Below are 16,483 nucleotides of genomic sequence, written 5' to 3'. Positions count from 1 at the left end.
TATAAAATTACGGTCTATGAACGTTGTCATTCTCGCTGCCGGTATGGGCAAACGCATGCAGTCGGCACTGCCCAAGGTATTGCACCCGTTGGCGGGCAAGCCGCTGTTGTCGCACGTCATCGACACGGCGCGCGTCCTGGCGCCGTCCCGATTATGCGTGATTTACGGGCATGGGGGCGCAGCGGTGCTGAAGTTGCTGGACGGCTACAAGACCAAGCAAGACCTGGCGATCGACGCGGCGGAACAAACGCAGCAGCTGGGCACCGGTCATGCCGTGCAGCAAGCCGTGGCTTTGCTGGACGACAGCGTGCCGACCCTGATCCTGTACGGCGACGTGCCGCTGACCAGCGCCGCTTCCCTGCAGCAACTGGTGCAGGCGGCCGGCAAGGACAAGCTGGCCATCTTGACCGTGGAACAGGACGATCCCTTCGGCCTGGGCCGCATCGTGCGCGAGCACGGCGCCATCGTGCGCATCGTCGAGGAAAAAGATGCCACGCCAGAAGAGCGCGCCATCCGCGAGATCAACAGCGGCATCATGGTCGCGCCCACCGTGCAACTGAAGCAATGGTTGTCGGCCTTGTCGAATGACAATGCCCAAGGGGAATACTATCTGACCGATATCGTCGCCCAGGCCGTTGCCGATGGCGTGGCCGTCACCTCGGCCCACCCGGCTGCCGTGTGGGAAGTGGCGGGCGTCAACAGCAAGGTGCAACTGGCCCAGCTGGAACGCATCCACCAGAACAATATCGCGCAAGCCCTGCTCGAGCGCGGCGTGACCCTGCTGGACCCGGCCCGCATCGACGTGCGCGGCGAACTCATTTGCGGCCGCGACGTCACCATCGACGTCGGCTGCGTATTTGAAGGCCGCGTGGAACTGGGCGACGGCGTGCGCGTGGGCGCCAACAACGTCATCATCAATGCCACCGTGGCCGCTGGCGCGCACATCAAGCCCTTCTGCCATCTCGAGGACGCCGTCGTCGGCGCCGCTTCCATCATCGGCCCCTACGCGCGCCTGCGTCCGGGCACGGTCCTGGCGGAAGATGTGCACATCGGTAACTTCGTCGAAGTGAAAAACAGCCAGGTCGCCGCGCACAGCAAGGCCAACCACCTGGCCTACATCGGCGACGCCACCATCGGCTCGAAGGTCAACATCGGCGCCGGCACGATCACCTGCAACTACGACGGCGTGAACAAGTTCCGCACGGTGATTGAAGACGACGCCTTCATCGGCAGCGACAGCCAGCTGATCGCCCCCGTCACCGTCGGCAAGGGAGCCACCCTGGGCGCCGGCACGACCTTGTCGAAGGATGCGCCGGCCGGCAAGCTGACGGTGTCGCGCGCGCGGCAAGTGACCATCGACGGCTGGACGCGTCCCGTCAAGATCAAGAAGTAAGGCCGACGTCAGCGCTGGCACACAGGCAGGCCTTGCGGCCTGCCTTTTTTATTTGTGGATAACTATGTGGGTAAGCCCATCAGCAAGTATGGGATAAGCATGTGGGCAAGCCTGCGTACAAGCTGTGCGTAAGATGGGTGGCTTCGCCTGTCATGCGCCTGTCCTTCCCCTTCCCTACGATTTTTGTCATTTTGCGGTCGTGTAAGCCGGTTTACCCGTCAATTGTGGATAAGTCTGTGCATAAGCCTGCGGATAAGCACTGCATAGCCTTTGCATAAGTGGGGATAAGCAGTCGTGCCTGTTATTGGCTCGGGGTTGTTCTGTTGGTAAGGCTGTGGAAAAGCCGTGCATAGGCGGTGGAAAGTTGGTGGGTAACTTTTGCGTTTGATTAAGCAACAGCCGAAAGTCCGGCTTCCGGCTGTTGCTGCCGCATCAGAAGCGGCGATTGAGCTCGACCCACAGGCGGGCGGAGCTGCGCGAAGCCAGCAGGACCGGCGTGCCGCCGATGGGCTTGGCGACATACGCGCGGGCATTCCACTGCTGTCCGCCCGCCCAGTTCACGCCCAGCCCGGCGCCGTGCAGGCGCGCGCTGTTCGGGCCTGCCGACCAGCGCTGCTGGTTGACCGTCACGCGCGCGCTGTCGAGGAAGGCCACGGCTTGCCATTGTCCGGCGCTGCCGGTATCGAGGTCATGCCGCCATTCCGCGCTGCCGAAGTAGCCGAGGTCGCCAGCAGCCACGCCCACGTCATAGGCGCGCACCGTGTAGGGCCCGCCCACGCTCATCTTTTCAGACGAATCGAGGTTGCTATCGGCCCACTGTCCGGCGAAGGCCAGATACACGGCATTGCGCTGGTCCAGGTTTTGCAGGCGCGACAGGTTGACGTTCCATTTTGCGTAAGTGCCATGGCTGCGCGTGCTGTAGGCATCGTTCAGGCGCGCCAGCGGGTCGCTGATGTCGAGCTTGCCAGCGGTGGCGGCTACGCTCCAGCTGGTGATGGCGCCAGCCAGGACAGCATCGCGCACGTCGCCGCCGAGGGTCGCGCCCAGGTTATCCAGGCGGCGGTCGCTGCGCATGGCACTGGTGTCGATGCGGTCGCGCAAGTGCACCTGGTCATATTGCAGCTGGAGATACATATTCGCATCGCGGCTGCGCAGCAGCGGATGGCGCAGCCAGCCACTGGCGACCTGTGCGGTGCCATGCGCTTCCAGCGGGCGCATGGCGCCGTCCAGGCGGTAGCGCAGGGCGGACATGGCCACCCCGGCGCGCGTGCCGGCGCCGTTCAGCAGCAAATCATAGCCGAGACGCGCATACGACATGCCCTTGCCCGAGCTGAGCACGCTGGCGCTGGCCACGTCGCCCTGGTGCAGCGGGTTATACAGGTACACGGTGGCGCCGGCACGGGCGCGGCCCGTGTAACGGTTGCCATTGTTGTCGAGGAAAGCACTGCCGGCCACGCCAGGACCGGACCAGGCATTGACCAGCAGGTCGGAGCTGCCGACCTCGGCGCCGGGTTTGAGCATGGCTGTGATGGCGACATTCGGGATGTCGGACAGCAACAGCAAGCTGCGGTCGAGTTCCGCCTGGCCGATGGTCTGGCCCGTTTGCAAGGGCGCCAGAGTGGCGTTCAGCAAGGCGTCGCTGACATCGCTGCGGTTGTCGATACCGACCTGGCCATAGCGCGCTTCAAGTACTTCGATGCGCACGGTGCCCTGGCGGATGGTCTGGGCGGGCACGATGGCGCGCGCGAGCGGATAGCCATGGGCGCGGTAGTAGCTGGTGATGCGGGCGGCCAGTTCGCCCAGCTGCTCCAAGGTCAGCGTGGTGCCGCGGGCATCGGCCACCAGTGCTTGCAAGGTGGCCGTATCGAACGCGCCGTTGCCGGCGATGTCGATGTGCGTGACGAGAAATGGCGCGCTGGCGGGCAGCGGCGCACCTTCTTTCTGTTCGATGCGCAGCACCGGCGCGCCGGGAGGCGCATTGGCGGGCGTGGCCGGCTGCATCTGGCGCAGGATGGCGCCCGCGTCGGGCACGACCGGGGTGGTTTGGGCGGCGGCGCATGGCGCAAAGGCCAGCAGCAGCAGGGACAGCAACGGTTGTTGCATCAGGTGTCGCGGAGTCGATGAATAAGTCATGGTGTTATTGATTTACGTTAAGCATGTTGGCGGGCAGCTTGACGCCGCCCAGGACGACTTGCAGGGCCGGGCCGCGGCTGCCGATCTGCATGGTGGTGTTCGGCAAGGCATTGCTGGCGCCAGGGGCGCCGGTCGAGGCATCCGTCTGCGTGATGGTGATGGTCGGCGCGGCGGCCAAGGTGCCGGGACGCGTGTCGGCAAAGCTGCCCAGCACCTGTGCCTGCAATTGCACCACGGCTGCCTGGGCCGGCGGCGGCAGGCTGGCTGACTGCAATGTCAGCGCGTTGGCATTGCCCTCGGCTTGCACGAAGGCATAGTCGGTCGAACTCAGGCCGCTAGCGGTGATGGCGTAGTTGCCGGCCGGGCTGCTGGCCGTGGCCGGGCTGGTCCAGACCAAGACGCCGCTGGTGGCATCCGCCAGGGTGTCGCTGCCCAGCAGGCCGCTGACCTTGCCGCTCAAGCCATCTGGCGTGCGGCCACCCGTCAAGGTCACGGGGGCGGCCGTGTAGAGCAAGCTGGCCTTGGCGATATCGGCCGTGACCTTGCCCGGTTGCACGAGTGCATAGTTGTCCGCATCCGCGCCCTGCAGGCTGAAGCCGCCGAGGGTGACGGTTTTCCCTGTGCCGGCGTGCTTGTCGGCAAATGCTGCGTTGCCGCCCGTCAAGCTGAGCTGGTCGCTGCCCAGCGCCTGCACCTTGGCCGTGCCCGTCAGGGTGGCCTGACTGGTGGCGTCATACACTTTATTCGCCGCGCCCACGCCCGTGACGACCACGCTGGCCTTGGCGATGTCGGCCGTGACGTTGCCCGGTTGCACGAGTGCATAGTTGGCCGCATCCGCGCCCTGCAGGCTGAAGCCGCCGAGGGTGACGGTTTTGGCGCTGCCGGCGTGCTTGTCGGCAAATGCTGCGTTGCCGCCCGCCACGCGCAATTCGTCGTCGCCCAGCGCCAGCACCTTGGCCTTGCCCGTCAGAGTGGCATCCGTCGTCGCATCATAGACTTTATTCGCCGCGCCCACGCCCGTGACGATCACGCTGGCCTTGGCGATATCGGCCGTGACCTTGCCCGGTTGCACGAGGTCATAGTTGTCCGCATCCGCGCCCTGCAGGCTGAAGCCGCCGAGGGTGACGGTTTTGCCGTTGCCGGCGTGCTTGTCGGCAAATGCTGCGTTGCCGCCCGTCAAGCTGAGCTGGTCGCTGCCCAGCGCCTGCACCTTGGCCGTGCCCGTCAGAGTGGCATCCGTCGTCGCATCATAGACTTTATTCGCCGCGCCCACGCCCGTGACGACCACGCTGGCCTTGGCGATATCGGCCGTGACCTTGCCCGGTTGCACGAGGGTATAGTTGGCCGCATCCGCGCCTTGCAGGCTGAAGCCGCCGAGGGTGACGGTTTTTCCTGTGCCGGCATGCTTGTCGGCAAACGAAGCGTTGCCGCCCGCTACGCGCAAGTCGTCGTCGCCCAGCGCCAGCACCTTGGCCGTGCCCGTCAGGGCGGCGCCCGTCGTCGCGTCATAGACTTTATTCGCTGCGCCCACGCCCGTGACGACCACGCTGGCCTTGGCGATATCGGCCGTGACGTTGCCCGGTTGCACGAGGGTATAGTTGGCCGCATCCGCGCCCTGCAGGCTGAAGCCGCCGAGGGTGACGGTTTTGGCGCTGCCGGCATGCTTGTCGGCAAACGCTGCGTTGCCGCCCGTCAAGCTGAGCTGGTCGCTGCCCAGCGCCTGCACCTTGGCCGTGCCCGTCAGGGTGGCCTGGCTGGTGGCGTCATAGACTTTATTTGCCACACCCGCATCCTGCACATACAAGGTCGCGCGGGTGATGGTGGCGCGGTGCTGGCCACCTTCCAGCGTGTAATTGTCGGCCCGGCCACCCTGGCCGTCCGACAGCATCAAGGTTGCGCTGTTGACGTGCTTGTTGGCGCCGGCGTTCTTGTTGTCGAATTTGCCAATGCCGGACAGCAGCAGGCTCTCGCCGCTGACCAGGCCGCGCAACGTCAGCAGGCCGGCGGCGATGTCGTTGCCGCCGTCGTAGGTGCGCATGCCATCGAGAGTAATGACGGCCCGGTTGATCGTCAGCGCCCCTGCCACCAGGTCGATGTCATAACCTTGCTGGCCGGAATACAGATAGCTGTCTATGGCGTGATAGCTGCCGGCATCGCGCATGGCGCCATACACGCCATTGTTGCTGTAGAGAATATTCCCGGATTCGGCGGCGCCGGCCAGCGAATAGCGGGCATTGACCAAGCCGCCAGAGTAGTTTCTGCCATCGTAGGTCTTGCTGGTGGCATCTGCGTTGACGGTCAGGGCCGTCAGGAAGCTGCGCAGCAGCGGCGCTGTCTGGCCTGCGTAGATACGCCAGACGGCGTGACTGCCGCCGCTGGTAGCCATGTCCCAGCCGGCGAAGCTTGATGGCGAGCGCAGCTCTGCATCGCTCAGGCCCCGCACATTGTTCAAGGTGCCTGTGTTTTCGCTGACGCCCGGTGCCGCCGGCGAATCCTTCCAGAAACTGTTGCTGATCACGCCAGCATTGCTGCCGACCAGCGCGCCCGTGCTGGCATTGCCTTGCACCTCGCCCGTGGCGTAGCTGTTGCTGACGCTATCGGTGGCGCGGGAACTATAGCCGAGCAAGCCGCCCACATCGCGGTCGCCGCTGACCTTGCCGCTGGCGTAGCTGTCGGCGATCGTGCCGCTCTTGTTGTAGCCGACCAGGCCGCCCGCATTGTCTTCGACCGCCGTGACAGTGCCGCTGGCATAGCTGCCGCTGACGTGGGCGATGGCGCCGTCATAGCCGCGGTTGTCGCCGACCAGGCCGCCGACACTGCGCAAGCCGCTGACGTCGCCTGTGGCATAGCTGCCTGTGACGCTGCCGTTGCTGCTGCCGGCCAGGCCGCCCACGCGGTCCGCGATGCCGCTGACCTTGCCACTGGCATGGCTGGCGCTGATGGTGCCGCCGTAGTTTTCGCCCACCAGGCCGCCGACGCTGTTGTCGCCATTGACCGTCGTGCTGGCATGGCTGTTGCTGACCAGGCCGGCATTCGAGCCGACCAGCGCGCCGACGGCGAATCTGCCGTTCACCTTGCCGTTCAGCATGCCGATATCGCTGATCAGCGAATCCTTGTTCGTATAGCCGATCAGGCCCACGTAATCGTCGTTTGGCCGGTCGATGTTCAAGCCGCCGATGCTGTAGCCGCGGCCGTCCAGGCTGCCCGTGAAGGCGTGTGTCTCTGTACCGACGGGCACGAAGCCGGCGCTGCCCCAGACGCCCTTGCCTCCCGCCGTGCTGCTGGCATCGATGTTGGTGCCCAGCACGTACGCGGCGCCCGGCGCCATGGCCATTAATTGCAGCTGGTGCGCATTGTAGATCGTCGTCGCGTATTCGGACGCCAGCATCGGATATGTGGCGCCCGCCGCACCGCCGGCATTGTTCAAGTCGCCGTCCACATTGATCAGCACCCAGTTGTTGCCCGGCGCGCCAGGCGTGGCGGTGAAGTGAAAGCCCGCAAAGCTGCTGGCCGTGCGCATCTGCGCATCCGTCAGCCCGGTGCCGCCCTTGGAGGTGGCCTGGCCCGTACCGTCGATGGACCAGAAACTGTTGATGATGTTCTGCGGCCGGCTGTTGCTGCCGATCAAACCGCCGAAGTTGCTGCCGCCGTTGGCGATGAGCAGGCGCCCCGCTGCGTAGCTGGTATCGACCGATCCCGAGTTGGTGCCAATCAGGCCGCCAATCTCGCTCTTGCCCGCCACGCTGCCCGTGGCATAGCTGTTGCTGATCGTTCCAAGGTTGATGCCGACCAGGCCCCCGCTCTGGGAGTTGCTGCTGACGGCGCCCGAGGCGTAGCTGTTGATGATGCTGCCGCTGTTGCGCGCCACCAGGCCGCCGCTAATGAAGCCATCGGCGGTGACATCGAGCGCCGCATAGCTATTCCTGATCGTGCCCTTGTTGTCGCCCACCAGGCCGCCTGCGTAATAGTGGGTCTTGATGTGGCCGCCATTCAAACCCACGTTCTGGATCAGGGCATCCTTGGTCGTGACGGAAAACAAGCCGCTGCCGCCGCCGGAACCGGACATCATGCTGAGCTGGTTGATGGAGTGACCGAGGCCGTCGAAGATGCCGCTAAAGCCCGTATCCCTGCCCAGCGGCATGAAGCCCGCATCCCACCAAACGGGGTTCCAGGCGGCCGAGGCGGTGGCCGAGGCGTCGATGTCGGCACCGAGCACAAAATTGCCGTTCAGCTTGCCGTTAATGCCTTGCAAGTCGGTGCCCGTGACACTGCGGTAAGCGCCCAGGGCGGTAATGACCGTATAGTCGGTGCGCACGCCGTCCGCGCCCAGTTTGGTGCTGAAGTTTTGCCCGGCAGGCAGATGCACTTGCGCGCCGCTGCCCAGTTGGTACACGGCCGTGTTGCCGGCGGTGGCGGCGCCCTGGCCGTATTCCAGCGCCAGGCTGGCCGTGCCGGAACCGTTCAGGGTGGCGTTGATATTGATGTTGCGCTGGGCGTTCAGGGTCAGCCGGTTGGCCGACCAGTTCACCTTGTCGTTGACGTGCACGTCGCCGGCCGTGCCGGCGCTGCCTTGCGTGCTCTGGATGACCACATTGCCATTGCGTAGGTTGGCCGACAGGGCGGCGCCGCTGATGTCGCCGCCGCTGGCCGCGATGGTGAAATCGACCGGGTCGATCAGCCAGGTTCCGGCGCGGCCCTGGGCGGCGGCCGTGCTGATGCGAACGTCGTTGGCGATCTTCACGTGGGCGGCGCTCGTTTCGATGAAGCCGCCATTGCCGCCATTCGGGGCGCTGGCGTTCAGGGTGCCGCTCACATGGGTGGTGCCGGCGCTCATGCCGCCGAGCAAGACGATGCTGCCATCGCGCTGTTCCACGCTGCGCGCCTCGATGACGCCCGTGTTGTTGACGACGCTGGCCAGCAGCGAGTCGCGGGCGCCAGCGCTCATCAGCACCTGACCGCCATCGGCGCGGATCAGGCCGCCGTTCTCGGCCAGGTTGTTCAGGGTGCTTTGCTCGATGCGCAGTTGCAGCAGGCGCGCACCGTCAAAGCTCAGGGTGGCGGCGCTGCCGGCACCCAGCGCGACCGTGCCCAGACGGGCCGAGATGGCGCCCTGGTTGCCGACCTTGTTGCCCAGCAAGGCGACATAGCCGCCGTCGGCCGCGCGCAGCGTGCCTTCGTTGATGACGCTGCCGCTGCCCTTGCCGGCGAAGGCGTGCTTCGAGCCGCCCAGGCTGGCGTTGTCGACGTCGAGCGTCGAGGCCACCAGGCCGCCCACATTGACTTGCGCGCCGCGGCCGAACAGCACGCCGTTCGGGTTGATCAGGTATACCTGGCCATTCGCGTTGAGCCTTCCGAGGATTTGCGTGCCGTTGCTGTCGAAGATGCGGTTGACGGCCAGCGCGTTGGCCGAAGGCTGGACGAAGGTGACGCTTTCGTTGGCGCCCACGTTAAAACTGTTCCAGTTCAGCGCCGCCTGCTGGCTCGATTGCCTGATCGTGGTGCTGTTGTCCTGCTGGCTGATGCTGGCCGTGCCGCCCACCACCTGCCCGCCCGTGGGAGCGGCCAGCGCCGGTCCTCCCAGCGCCAGCGCCGTCATGGCGGCGGCCGCCGCAGCGAGTTTGCGGCGGCTGCCCTTGCCGCGTCCGCGCGAGGTTTCCGCGACGGCGACCCAGGCGTTCAGGACGTGGCTCCAGACGAGGCGGTAGACGTGATTCAATGATCCATGACGATGCATAGGGTCGATCCTTGTTGATGTAAAAAAGGTATGCTCCAGCGCCAGGCTGGCGTGGGCTGAAAGGGGATGAAAATCGCTCAGGAATGCGGCCGGGGACAAGCGTGGCCAAGACTGCGGATGAAGAATGAAGAGCGATGCATGTTTTTCCTGTGCGGTATGTGTTGGCGCTGATGGCCGACAGGAAAGGCGTGCGCTTCCCCGAAGGCATCTATTTTGTTGCTTTTTTAAACAGTCTTGTTATAAAAAGCTACAAAAATTTCCGACGGGAAATATAGCAGAATGGAAGCGTTTAAAATTGAGCAAACCTGAGCGATTCCTGACTGATTCAGTCGGGAATGCGGGGCCATCAGGCGGGCAGGTGCAGGGCGAAACTGATGGTGCCGTTGGCGCCGGCGCTGGCCAGCGTGACCTGGCCGCCGTGCAGTTCGGCGATGCGCTGCACCAGGTACAGGCCCAGTCCGGCGCCAGGCTTGTGCTGGGCGATGCGGCCACGGAAGTATTTCTGGAACAGGCGCGGGATTTCATCGGCGGGCAGCGGCTCGCCCTCGTTGCTGACGACGATCTGCACGCGGCCGTCCCCGAGCGTTGCCGCCTGCATGCGGATCGCCTGGGTCTGCGGCGCGTGCCGGTCGGCATTGCTGAGCAGGTTGCGCAGGGCCACGCGCAGCAGGCTGGCATCGGCCACGATGCTGTCGGGCAGCGCCTGCACGCTGGCATCGACGCGGCCGGACGGCCACTCGGCCAGCACGGCCGTCAGCAGCGCGCGCAAGTCGCATGGCAGGGGCCGGAAGGTCGCCGCGCTCGTTTCCATGCGGTCGGCGCTCAGGTATTCATCCACCAGCGCCGTCATGCGACCGCTGGCTTCGCGCAGGTTCTGGCAGCGCTGCAGGGTTTTTTCCCGCGGCGCTTCCGTATTGCGGGCAATTTGCTGGGCCGTGGTGTTGATGATGGCCAGTGGCGTGTGGAATTCATGCGACACCATGGCAACGAAATCCTGCTGCTCCTCGCGTGTGCGGGTTTCCACTTCCAGCGCGGCGCGCAATTCGCCTTCCAGCGTGGCGCGCCGACCGATTTCCTGCCGCAATGCTGCCGTGCGCAGCGCCACCTGCTCTTCCAGGCGCTCGTTCAGGGCGCGCACGGCGCTGACGGCTTCGGCCTGCGCCCGGTCCTTGGCGCGGCGCAATTCGGCGTAACGGCGGTTGAGGCGCAGACTCATCAGCATCATGTGCACGAAGGCGCCCAGGGTGGCCGCATGGTTGGTCCAGAAATTCGGCGGCACGATCGCCATGTTGCGCAGGAAGCTGATCACCACGCCCGCGTAAAAGATGCCGAAGATAAACAGGAAGGCGTGCGCCGGACGATGCCCGCGCAGCGCCAGCCAGCTGGCCAGGGTGATGAACAGCACGATCAAGGGCAAGGCCGTCATTTGCACGACGAGTACGCCAGCGGCATAGTTGCCGTGCAGTACCAGCAGCGCACCGCACAGCGCGGCAGCGGCCGTCACGCCCACCACGGCGCGGCTGAAACGGGGATACAGGGCGGGCAGTTCCAGTTGCAAAGTGGAAAAACGGGCACCGACGGCGATGGACATCGCCATCGATACGCCCAGCATGGGATCGGACAGCCAGTTCGGCATGACAAAAATTTGCTGGGGAATGGCGATCGTCAGCGCTTCCGTCGTGGCATTCGTCAGCACGTACAGCAGATACCAGCCGCTGTGGGCTTCGCGCGTCATGCGCCAGAAAAAGATGTGGAACAGGATCAATAGCAAATAGCTGCCGAACTGCAAGCCGTAATACAGGTATTCGCGGCGCGAAACGTCGTCGAAGCTGGCGCTGGGCAACAAGGTCAGTTCGGTGGACATGGCCTTTTTGCTGTGCAGGCGCACCAGCCAGCGCTGCGGCGTATCGGCTTGCAGGCGTAGCGGAAACACCACCTGGCGCGCATCGATGGGCCAGTTGCCGCGCGCCACGTCGGCGCCCGCCTCCTGCACGTTCCAGTGGCCCGCCGCGTCCCGGCGGTACAGCCGCACATCGTCGAGCACGGCGTTGCTGAAACGCAGGACCCATTCGTCGGGGGAGGCTGCCGCGCGCGTCACGTCCAGGCACAGCCAGACGGCGTCCTGCGTGTAGCCGGCGCTGACGGCACCGGGCAGCGTGCGCCAGCCGGGGGCCGCCAATGCCGCATCGGGCCCCAGCCGGCCGGTGGCGTCGCGCAGCATCCGCAGGTGGCCGCTGGCTGAGACGGGTTGCCCGCTGGCAGGCAGCAGCAGCGGCGCAGGGACGGGCGCCGCTGCCGCAGTCCGGCAGCACAGGGTGGTAAGCAACAGGCAAATGGCGAGCAGGATTTTCATGGCGCAGGAGCTTACCATGGCCATCGTGGCAGTCAGAAAGACAACTTCCCGGCCCCACGGCGATCGGTTATCCTTGCGCCATGTTGAACCTCATCCTGCTTGAAGACGAAGCCGTGCTGCGCCACGAGCTGACGGAGTTTCTCGGCGATTGCGGCTACCGCGTCAGCGCCGTGGCCGACCTGGCCGCCTTCCACGCCTGCTACACGCCGGCACTGCACCGCATTGCCATCATCGACCTCGGCTTGCCCGATGGGGAAGGCATGGTGCTGGTGCGTGCCTTGCGCGCACAGGGGCATCCCATCGGCATCGTCGTGTTTACGGCGCGCGGGGCCACACAGGACAAGGTCAACGGGTTGGGCGGTGGTGCCGATTACTACCTGCCCAAGAGCGCCGACCTGGACGAGCTGGCCGCCACCCTGGGCGCGCTGGCACGGCGCCTCGGCGCGCCGCTGCCCGCCGCCGTGCCGCCGCCCGCCACGGCCTGGGTACTGGAACTGGGACCGCGCCGCCTCTTGCCGCCCGGCTGCGGCGCCATTGCGCTGTCGCAACAGGACGTCACCGTGCTGCATGTGCTGATGGCCGAGCCGGAACGCATCGTCAGCCGCCAGCAGATCGTGCAATCGCTGGGCGAGGATTTTCTCAGCTACGACCAGCGCCGCCTGGACACCCAGATCAGCCGCTTGCGCCGCAAGGCCGAACAGGCCGCGGGCCTGGCCTTGCCCATCAATACCGCCCGCAACGCGGGCTACCGCTTCTATGCCGACGCCGAAGTGCGCCCCTGAGTATGCCGTCTGCCATCGCACAATGGCTGTGGATAAGCCTGTCGATAAGTGGACTGCTAACTTGTTGGCAAGCTGTGCGCAGCCGGTGTACAAGTTTGCCTGACAGCATCTTATAAGCGGTTTCCGTGCTGGCGCCAGGCCTGCGCCGGCCGTCTGAGGACGGTTCCTGACTCATCTCTTGTCGTCCTGGCGTGGCCCGCCTGTGCCATGCCTGTGCATAAGCCTGTGGGCAAGTGTGGCATAAGCGGTGGAAAAGCACCGTATAAGTCTGTGGGCAAGCGGTGGGCAAGCCGTGGATAAATGAAAGTAAAGAATCACACGGCGATGCGCGTCTCGAATTTGCTGCGGAACGTGGAAAAATAGCTTTTCACGTTGCGCACATTCGCGTGTGCGGCAAACAGGCGGTGCGCCAGCGCGTGGTAGGCGGGCATGTCGGCCACCTGCACCATCAGCACGAAGTCGGGCCCGGGCGAGACGCGGTAGCATTGCAGCACGGCGGGCTCGTCCGCCACGAGCTGCTCGAATTCCGCCATGCGTTCCGCCGCCTGCACGTCGAGCGTGATTTCCACGATGGCCGTCAGGCGCGCCCCCACCAGCTGCGGCGCGACGATGGCCACTTGCCGTTCGATGACGCCGCTTTCCCGTAAATGCTTGACCCGCCGCAAACACGTGGGCGCCGAGACGTGCACGGCTTGCGCCAGCTCGCTGTTGGTTTGCGACGCGTCAATTTGCAAGGCGTTCAGGATGCGACGATCGATCTCGTCGAGGGTAATATTGTTATCGTTCATGATTTTGATGAATTGGAAAATATATTGAGTATAAGTGAAATAATATTTCACCGTAAAATAGTCATGAAATATTTGGTCAAAAATATACGGATTTAGAAAGCATATTTCACGCACTCTGCATTAGCATGCGTGCATTGATTAAATTTTAGACAGAGGTTTCCATGTGCGGCATCGTCGGCGCAGTAGCGCAACGTAATATCACTCCCATCCTGGTCGAAGGCTTGAAGCGCCTGGAATACCGCGGCTACGATTCCTGCGGCATCGCCCTGCATGCGGATGGCCGGTTGCAGCGTTCGCGTTCCACCTCGCGCGTGGCCGAACTGGAAAAGCAGATCGCCGAAGAAGGCTTGAGCGGTTTTACGGGCATCGCCCACACGCGCTGGGCCACGCATGGCGCCCCTGTTTCCTTCAATGCCCACCCGCACTTTTCCCCGACGGAAGAGAACGCCCGCGTGGCGCTGGTGCACAACGGCATCATCGAAAACCATGACGAACTGCGCGCCGAACTGACGGCCTTGGGTTACGTCTTCCAGAGCCAGACGGACACGGAAGTGATCGCCCACCTGGTCGAGCACATGTACAACGGCGACCTGTTCGAGACCGTGCAGCAGGCCGTGAAACGCCTCGACGGCGCGTACGCGATCGCCGTCTTCTGCCGCGACGAGCCGCACCGCGTGGTCGCCGCGCGCCAGGGCTCGCCCCTGATCGTCGGCCTGGGCAATGGTGAAAACTTTGTCGCGTCCGACGCCATGGCGCTGGCCGGCACGACGGACCAGATCATCTACTTGGAAGAAGGCGACGTGGTCGACCTGCAACTGTCGCGCTGCTGGATTGTCGATGTCGATGGCAAGCCCGTCGAGCGCGAAGTGAAAACCGTGCACGCCCACACGGGCGCGGCCGAGCTGGGCCCGTACCGCCACTACATGCAGAAGGAAATCTTCGAGCAGCCGCGCGCCATCGGCGACACGCTCGAAGGCGTGACGGGCATCATGCCGGAACTGTTCGGCGACGACGCGTATAAAATCTTCAAGCAGATCGACCGCGTGCTGATCCTCGCCTGCGGCACCAGCTCGTATGCGGGCATGACGGCCAAGTACTGGATCGAGTCGATCGCCAAGGTGCCCGTCAGCGTGGAAGTGGCCAGCGAATACCGCTACCGCGACAGCGTGCCGCACCCGAACACCCTGGTCGTGACCATTTCGCAAAGCGGTGAAACGGCCGACACCCTGGCCGCCCTGAAACATGCGCGCAGCCTGGGCATGCAGCACACCTTGACCATCTGCAACGTGGCCACCAGCGCCATGGTGCGCGAATGCGCCCTGGCCTACATCACGCGCGCCGGCGTGGAAGTGGGCGTGGCGTCCACCAAGGCCTTCACGACGCAGCTGGCGGGCCTGTTCCTGCTGACCCTGTGCCTGGCGCAAGTCAACGGCCACCTCTCCGAAGAGCAGGAAGCGGCGCACCTGAAAGCCATGCGCCACCTGCCCGTCGCCATCGCGTCCGTGCTGGCGCTGGAGCCGCAAATCATCGCCTGGTCCGAAGAATTCGCGCGCAAGGAAAACGCCCTCTTCCTGGGCCGCGGCATGCACTATCCGATCGCCCTCGAAGGCGCGTTAAAGCTGAAGGAAATCTCGTACATTCACGCCGAAGCGTATCCGGCCGGCGAGCTGAAGCACGGCCCGCTGGCCCTGGTGACGAATGAAATGCCCGTCGTCACCATCGCGCCGAACGACGCCCTGATCGAAAAGCTCAAATCGAACATGCAGGAAGTACGCGCCCGCGGCGGCCAGCTGTACGTCTTCGCCGACGTCGACTCGCGCATCAGCTCCGGCGAAGGCTTGCACGTCATCCGCCTGCCCGAGCACTACGGCGATCTGTCGCCTATCCTGCACGTGGTCGCGCTGCAATTGCTCGCGTATCACACGGCATTGGCGCGGGGCACGGATGTGGACAAGCCACGCAATCTGGCCAAGTCGGTGACGGTGGAGTAAGCCGGCCGGGGGCCGTCCCGGGCCACCAGGAATAGAAAGAAAACGCCACCTCCGGGTGGCGTTTTCTTTTAGTCTGGAAAAACCATGCACGTGACTTTTTTCTGCCGCCGCTGAATCCATTGTGCGAGAATGCCCATCCCCCTTCGATGGTGCGCATGATGACCAAACTCGCCGCAATCATGACTGGAATGACACTCGTGCTGGCAGCTTGCAAACCCGCAGCCACGGCACCTGCGCACGACATTCCTGCGGCCATGCGCCAGACCGCGACCACCCTGTTGCAGTCGCCATTGCTGCACGCGACCTCGATTGCCGTCGTGTATCGCGGCAAGCAATTCATGCTGCATCAAGGCGAGCTGGAGACCGGCAAAGCCAATCCGCCGGACGATACGACGCTGTATGAAATCGGCTCGGTCAGCAAGACTTTTGCCGGCCTGCTGCTGGCGAACGCCGTGCTCGATGGGAAGGCGGCGCTCGACGATCCCATACAAACGTACCTGCCTGCCGCCTACCCGAACCTGCAGTCGCAGGGGCAGCCCATACGCTTGCGCCACTTGATCACGCACACGAGCAATATGCCGGGCATGCTGCCCTTGCAGGTGAACACGGTCCTGAAGGATTTCACGGCACACGCCACGCCGGCAAAGCTCAATGCCGCCTATGCCGGCTACGGACAACGGCAATTCTGGCAGGACTTGCACACCGTCAGCATCAAGGGGCCGCTCGGCAAGGACTACGCGTATTCCAGCGCCGGTACCGAACTCGTTGCGCACACGCTCGAAACAATCTATGGCATGCCCTATGAAGTCTTGCTCACGCAATGGCTCGCGCGCGAAGCGGGCATGCAGGATACCAGGCTGAGCATCACCGCCAAGGATGCCGGCCGGCTGGCGCCCGGCTACCACAGCGACAATCCCGTCATTACCACGCCGATGCCGCAACTGCCCTGGGGGGCGGCGGGCAACCTGAAGTCGACCATGCCGGACATGGCGAAATACCTGCGCCTGCAATTGGGCGCCCATCCCGCCGTCGTCGAATCGCACCAGCCGCTGGTCCGCTTTCAGGATGACTTCAGCATCGCTTATTTCTGGAACATCGGCAGCAATCGCCAGCTGGGCACGCATTATGTCCACCATGGCGGCGTGCCGCGTGCGCAAAGCTACGCCTACGTCGTTCCAAAATATCAGCTTGGCGTCTTCATCATCACCAACCAGAGCGGCGACACTACGGCCGGTGCCATGGAAAGCGCGCTGGCGCATATTTTCGACACCGTGGAAGCCATGGAAGGCGCGCGGTAGCCGGCCCCATT

8 protein-coding genes are annotated in these 16,483 nt (G+C 64.4%); 4 read left to right on the top strand and 4 right to left on the bottom strand.

Annotation, left to right across the window (positions count from 1 at the left end; translation table 11 throughout):
• The first annotated feature begins 16 nt into the window (after positions 1–16).
• The gene (glmU, locus tag AC0V2Y_RS06775; RefSeq protein ID WP_475415796.1) at positions 17–1,393 is read left to right on the top strand and encodes a bifunctional UDP-N-acetylglucosamine diphosphorylase/glucosamine-1-phosphate N-acetyltransferase GlmU; all 1,377 of its coding nucleotides are present in this window, start codon (positions 17–19) and stop codon (positions 1,391–1,393) included.
• 432 nt (positions 1,394–1,825) lie between these two features.
• Here the strand turns inward: glmU and AC0V2Y_RS06770 are convergent, their stop codons facing one another.
• The 3 genes from AC0V2Y_RS06770 to AC0V2Y_RS06760 all read right to left on the bottom strand — a co-directional run bounded on the left by AC0V2Y_RS06770 (position 1,826) and on the right by AC0V2Y_RS06760 (position 11,613).
• On the bottom strand, positions 1,826–3,496 hold the full coding sequence (locus tag AC0V2Y_RS06770; protein ID WP_475415797.1) for a ShlB/FhaC/HecB family hemolysin secretion/activation protein: 1,671 nt from the start codon (positions 3,494–3,496) through the stop codon (positions 1,826–1,828).
• Between the two features lie 34 nt (positions 3,497–3,530).
• On the bottom strand, positions 3,531–9,260 hold the full coding sequence (locus AC0V2Y_RS06765) for a YDG domain-containing protein (protein WP_475418102.1): 5,730 nt from the start codon (positions 9,258–9,260) through the stop codon (positions 3,531–3,533).
• Positions 9,261–9,606: 346 nt separating this feature from the next.
• Complete coding sequence (locus AC0V2Y_RS06760; protein WP_475416971.1) at positions 9,607–11,613, bottom strand: sensor histidine kinase; 2,007 nt, start codon at positions 11,611–11,613, stop codon at positions 9,607–9,609.
• An 80-nt stretch (positions 11,614–11,693) separates the two neighbouring features.
• On the opposite strand from AC0V2Y_RS06760, the gene AC0V2Y_RS06755 reads away from it, so the two are divergent.
• Positions 11,694–12,395: a response regulator transcription factor gene (locus tag AC0V2Y_RS06755; protein WP_475416972.1), complete on the top strand. Its 702-nt coding sequence runs from the start codon at positions 11,694–11,696 to the stop codon at positions 12,393–12,395.
• 314 nt (positions 12,396–12,709) lie between these two features.
• Here the strand turns inward: AC0V2Y_RS06755 and AC0V2Y_RS06750 are convergent, their stop codons facing one another.
• Positions 12,710–13,183, bottom strand: coding sequence for an Lrp/AsnC family transcriptional regulator (locus AC0V2Y_RS06750; protein WP_475416973.1), 474 nt, complete (start codon positions 13,181–13,183; stop codon positions 12,710–12,712).
• A gap of 161 nt (positions 13,184–13,344) precedes the next feature.
• On the opposite strand from AC0V2Y_RS06750, the gene glmS reads away from it, so the two are divergent.
• Positions 13,345–15,174 carry a glutamine--fructose-6-phosphate transaminase (isomerizing) gene (glmS, locus tag AC0V2Y_RS06745; protein ID WP_034782627.1) on the top strand — a complete coding sequence of 610 codons (1,830 nt, stop codon included), beginning with the start codon at positions 13,345–13,347 and terminating at the stop codon, positions 15,172–15,174.
• Between the two features lie 179 nt (positions 15,175–15,353).
• A complete protein-coding gene (locus AC0V2Y_RS06740; protein ID WP_475416974.1) occupies positions 15,354–16,472 on the top strand; it encodes a serine hydrolase domain-containing protein in 1,119 nt (372 codons plus the stop codon).
• Positions 16,473–16,483: the final 11 nt, after the last annotated feature.

It is taken from the genome of Janthinobacterium sp. BHSEK (genome assembly GCF_056174685.1).
This window is presented reverse-complemented; position numbering and strand designations above follow the sequence as displayed.

Coding starts and splice junctions, on each gene's coding strand:
- glmS (WP_034782627.1), top strand. CDS start 13,345: ATGTGCGGCATCGTCGGCGCAGTAGCGCAACGTAATATCACTCCCATC.
- AC0V2Y_RS06765 (WP_475418102.1), bottom strand. CDS start 9,260: ATGCATCGTCATGGATCATTGAATCACGTCTACCGCCTCGTCTGGAGC.
- AC0V2Y_RS06740 (WP_475416974.1), top strand. CDS start 15,354: ATGACTGGAATGACACTCGTGCTGGCAGCTTGCAAACCCGCAGCCACG.
- glmU (WP_475415796.1), top strand. CDS start 17: ATGAACGTTGTCATTCTCGCTGCCGGTATGGGCAAACGCATGCAGTCG.
- AC0V2Y_RS06755 (WP_475416972.1), top strand. CDS start 11,694: ATGTTGAACCTCATCCTGCTTGAAGACGAAGCCGTGCTGCGCCACGAG.
- AC0V2Y_RS06770 (WP_475415797.1), bottom strand. CDS start 3,496: ATGCAACAACCGTTGCTGTCCCTGCTGCTGCTGGCCTTTGCGCCATGC.
- AC0V2Y_RS06760 (WP_475416971.1), bottom strand. CDS start 11,613: ATGAAAATCCTGCTCGCCATTTGCCTGTTGCTTACCACCCTGTGCTGC.
- AC0V2Y_RS06750 (WP_475416973.1), bottom strand. CDS start 13,183: ATGAACGATAACAATATTACCCTCGACGAGATCGATCGTCGCATCCTG.